This window comes from Nevskiales bacterium (assembly GCA_035574475.1).
Classification (GTDB): Bacteria; Pseudomonadota; Gammaproteobacteria; order Nevskiales; family DATLYR01; genus DATLYR01.
In genome coordinates this window covers 1-4,082 of sequence record DATLYR010000214.1, presented here as the reverse complement: position 1 = coordinate 4,082, position 4,082 = coordinate 1, and the positions used below count along the sequence as shown (strand labels likewise).

Sequence of the window (4,082 nt, the reverse complement as noted above, 5' to 3'; positions counted from 1 at the left end):
ATCGGCTGCACGGAATGCCCTTGCCTGGCCCGAACCCGGCGGCCATTGTACTCAAGGACTACCGTCGCGGCGGGCAATGCCCTAGCATCGGCGCAGATTCCCACCGGAGCCCGCCATGTCCGCCCACAGCCCGATCCTCGCCCCTGTCGTCGCGCTCGTCGCCTGGTCCATGGTCATGTGGACCTGGATGTACCTCACCCGCATCCCGGCCATCCAGAAGATGAACCTCAAGCTCGACCCGACCGTGCCGCCGCGCGACCTGATGAACCGGCTGCCGCCGGCGGTGCGCTGGAAGGCCGACAACTACAACCACCTGATGGAGCAGCCGACGATCTTCTACGCGATCGCTCTGGCGCTGGCCTTGCTGGACCAGGGCACGGGCCTCAACCTGACGCTGGCCTGGGCCTATGTCGGCCTGCGCGTGCTGCACAGCCTGGTGCAGGCGACCTGGAACAAGATCGAGGTGCGCTTCTCGATCTTCGCGCTGTCGTCGCTGGTGCTGATCGCGCTGATCGTCAACGCCGCGCGCGCACTGTTGTAATACCCGCGCGTAACCGGCTCAGGACTCGGGCAGCACCGGCAGGGCTTCGAGGAATGCGAGGTTGGTGGCCTGCTGCGTGCCATCCGCCGGCTGATACAGGCGCTGGTCCAGCTCGGCGAAATGTGACGCAAGCCAGTCCAGCAGGGCGCGCGTCGGCTCCGCCGGCGCACGCGAGCGTTCGGTGCGGATGCGCGCCTCCTGCAGCGTGCGGCGACGCAAGGCGCGCTTGCGGATCTGCTCCTTCTCGTCCACCGCCGGCCTGAGCGAGTCGAAGAACAGCGCAGCGAAGGCGCGCGCCTCCGCCCAGGGCTGGCTGCCTTCGCCATAGCGCTGGTAGCGCACCATCATCCAGTGACCGAGCAGACGCAGAATGAAGACCTGCACAGGCTGCGGCAGCACCATGCCGGCGGCATGCTCGCGCAGCTCCAGCAGGACCCGCTGGCGCGCTTCCTCGGCCAGCGTGAGCTGCCGCCCATCGTCACTCTCGGCCGCCGGGTCCGTACCGGCGCCGCACTTCGCCTCCTTCAAGCGCCGGACTTGCCGGCGCGCCAGCGTATACAGGGCTTCGGCCGCGCCGTGGAAGCTGTCGGCTTCCTGTCCGCCCTCGGCCACGATCCGGCTGACCAGGGCCTGGATCAGCTCGAAATCCGGCAGCGGCGTCTCCTGGTCGCGGTAGCCCAGCAGCGCCAGCTGGCGCACGAACACCCGCACGGGACTGTCGGGCCCCTGGAACATCTGCGGATCGGTCAGCTGCGCCACCATCAGGGGCAGCGCCAGCCGGTTGAATTCGCCGCGGATACGTTCGCTGATCCGCGTATCGCGCAGGATGTCCAGCAGGAAGGCTTCGATGTGATCCAGCCGCCGCCACTGTGCCGGCGACGGAGCCTGGCCCGCATCGCCGCTGCGTATCAGCGGCCATTGCTGCTGCAGCAGCGCGCGCAGCTGGCCCGGCTGCCAGTCGGGCAACGGCGTAGCCGCTGCGGGCGTATGCGGCGCCGAGAGCCTCGGCCTATTCACGCCGGTAAACGTGGTCGTGATGCCCTCGCGGTGCAGCAACGCGTTGAGGCCGTCGTAGAACTCGATGATCTGTGCCGCGCTGCGCTCGCCGAAGGCACCCATCAGCACCGACTGCGCCTTGGGTGGCACGCCGTACTCCTGCAGAATGCCCTGGAAGCAGTCCACCAGCTGGCCCGGGCTCAGGCCCTTGGGATTGACCCGGATCCGGGCCGCCGCCAGGGTCTGCAGGCGCGCCTCCAGCTCGCAGACTTCGGCCTTGCCGCTCTCCATGACCCGGCTCACCATCCGGGCGCGCGCCAGTGTCACGGCAAGCTCCTCGACATCCATCAGGCGCAGCTCGGCCATATCCGCCGCGCGCGGCGCAGCCACGCCATTCATGCTCTGCACCATACGGGTGTACATGGCGTCCTGGATGGCCTGTTTGTGACGGGCCAGCCAGTCCGCCGCTTCGCGCCCCGCGCTCCAGTCGGCCGGATTGGCGGACGCGCGCCAGCTTTCGTCCAGCGTCTGCTCGGCGCGATCAAGGAAGGCGCCCAGCCGCTTTCCGAGTTCCGCGCGGATATAGCCTTCGATGGCGAACAGCACCGCACCGCTGGGCAGCGCCGTCCCCGGCGCCAGGGCCTGAAGTGCCTGCATGGTCTCCCCTCCTTCGTCGCATCGCGGGCTCGCACCGGCCCGCGGATCGGTGAGGCCATCCATGGCGTGTTGCCTCCTTGAACCGCAGGTTCAATGCCCCGCCTTCAGAACCGCCCACCGCAGTAGAAGGAGGGCGAAACAATGCCGGTGGCCGGGTTGAGTGCGTTGACCACCAGATTGATCGCGACCGGGTCATGCGGCAGGAAGATGTGCTCCACTGGGTCGAACGGGCATTCATCCTGCAGGGTGATGTTCCTGACGTGGCTGCCGCCGGCCAGGAAGGCCGAGGTATAGGGCGTCACCACTTCGTCGTAACGCGTCGCGATCACGGTGTACTTCACATCCGGCAGGGTTTCGCCACCGGCATTCAGGGTGGTCAGAAAATCCGAATCCTTGAGCTGCTGCACGCAGGCCGGGCAGATGTTGGCCGCCACCGCCTCGCCGCCCGCGCGGATCTGGTCGGCGTAGGGCTGGAATGCGGGGAAGTATCCGGCCAGGGTCAGCAGGCCGCCGAGATCGGTGCCATGGTTGCTCGGCGCCAGTCCGATCAGGTGATTCACCTTGCTGGCGCCGCCCAAGTACTTGAGGTAGTAGCGCGGCATCATGCCGCCCTGCGAATGACCGACGATGTCCACCTTCGAAGCGCGGGTCGAGGCCAGCACGCGATTTACGAAGGCCGCGAGCTGGGCCGCCGAGTTCTCGATGCGGTCCAGGCCGTAGATCACGCCGGCGGAATACGGGTTCTCCCCGTAGTTCAGCGCATACACGCAGTAGCCCAGCGTGGACAGCGTCGAAGACAGCAAGCCCCAGTTGTCGAACATGTTTTCGAATGTACCGTGCACCAGGATCACGGGTCGCGGCTGGGGCTTCAGCAGCGAACCCGGCCGGCAGTTCCAGTTGTTGGCGCCAGGCGGTGGCGGCGTATCGGCGTGTGCGGCCGGAGTGCCGATACAGGCCATGAAGGCAACGACGAGCGACGCCAGCAGGCGCCGGCTGACCAGGTAGCGCATGACTGTCTCCTCTCCTGTGCTGTCTTGTATTCGCCGGGCGGAAGCCGCGGCGGCCCACGTCAATGTGAACAGTTATGCACATCAATTACCATGCGCTCCCATGGATGTCAATACCTATTCACGTCTGTCCGGATCGCGCCTGCTGCAAACGGTGGAGCCGTGCGCTGGCGCCGGGTGCTAGACTGCCGCGCAATCGAACCACGACCCAGGATCTGACGTGGCGAAACCCGGCAAACGCTCCGCCCGGCGCACGGCGCCGCGCACCAAGCCGCCGACGGCCCCCACCGAACGCGGACAACGCACTCAGCGAGCCCTCATGGACGCCGCCCTCGACCTGATGGCCAAGGGCCGCAGCTTCAACAGCCTGAGCATGCGCGAAGTCACTCTGGCGGCGGGCGTGGTGCCGACCGCGTTCTACCGCCACTACCGGGACATGAATGAACTGGGCCTGGCACTGGTCGCCGACTGCGGGCGCGCGCTGCGCCCGCTGCTGCGCCAAGCGCGCATGGAAGGCGTCAGCTCGAAGGACATCATCCGCAGCTCGTTTCTCACCTATAAGAAATACGTCGAGGAGCACCCGCGCTACTTCATGGTGGCCGCGGGCGAACGGCATGGCGGCTCGCCCCTCATCCGCGAGGCGATCCGGCGGGAAATCGAGCTGTTCGTGGAGGAAATGGCGGAGGATCTGCACGCCCTCAGGCTGCTGCCCAACATGTCGCTGCCCACCATCCGCAACATCTGCGACCTGGTGGTCAATACCATGCTCAGCGCGGCCAGCGAGATCGGGGACCTGCCCAAGATGGGCCCCAGGCGCGAGCGCGAGCGTATCGAGCGCTACATCCAGCAGCTGCGGGTGATCTTCTTCGGCGCCGCGCAGT

The 4,082-nt window shown here is 67.1% G+C and carries 4 protein-coding genes; 2 read left to right on the top strand and 2 right to left on the bottom strand.

Annotated features, from left to right (window positions below; all coding sequences use genetic code 11):
• Positions 1-115: 115 nt before the first annotated feature.
• Positions 116-541 (top strand): MAPEG family protein, encoded by a 426-nt coding sequence (locus tag VNJ47_12970; GenBank protein ID HXG29745.1) that lies wholly within the window; start codon positions 116-118, stop codon positions 539-541.
• A gap of 18 nt (positions 542-559) precedes the next feature.
• Here VNJ47_12970 and VNJ47_12965 read toward each other — a convergent pair whose 3' ends face one another.
• Both VNJ47_12965 and VNJ47_12960 read right to left on the bottom strand, forming a co-directional pair.
• Entirely contained in the window at positions 560-2,194 is a 1,635-nt protein-coding gene (locus tag VNJ47_12965) for a DUF1631 family protein (GenBank protein HXG29744.1), read from the bottom strand.
• A gap of 104 nt (positions 2,195-2,298) precedes the next feature.
• On the bottom strand, positions 2,299-3,204 hold the full coding sequence (locus VNJ47_12960; GenBank protein HXG29743.1) for an alpha/beta fold hydrolase: 906 nt from the start codon (positions 3,202-3,204) through the stop codon (positions 2,299-2,301).
• Between the two features lie 316 nt (positions 3,205-3,520).
• Here VNJ47_12960 and VNJ47_12955 point away from each other — a divergent pair.
• A partial coding sequence (locus VNJ47_12955) for a TetR family transcriptional regulator (protein HXG29742.1) occupies positions 3,521-4,082 on the top strand: 562 nt, incomplete at its 3' end.

Bases quoted from the DNA above. Each gene is read 5' to 3' on its own strand.
- VNJ47_12970 (HXG29745.1), top strand. From the start codon at position 116: ATGTCCGCCCACAGCCCGATCCTCGCCCCTGTCGTCGCGCTCGTCGCC.
- VNJ47_12965 (HXG29744.1), bottom strand. From the start codon at position 2,194: ATGCAGGCACTTCAGGCCCTGGCGCCGGGGACGGCGCTGCCCAGCGGT.
- VNJ47_12960 (HXG29743.1), bottom strand. From the start codon at position 3,204: ATGCGCTACCTGGTCAGCCGGCGCCTGCTGGCGTCGCTCGTCGTTGCC.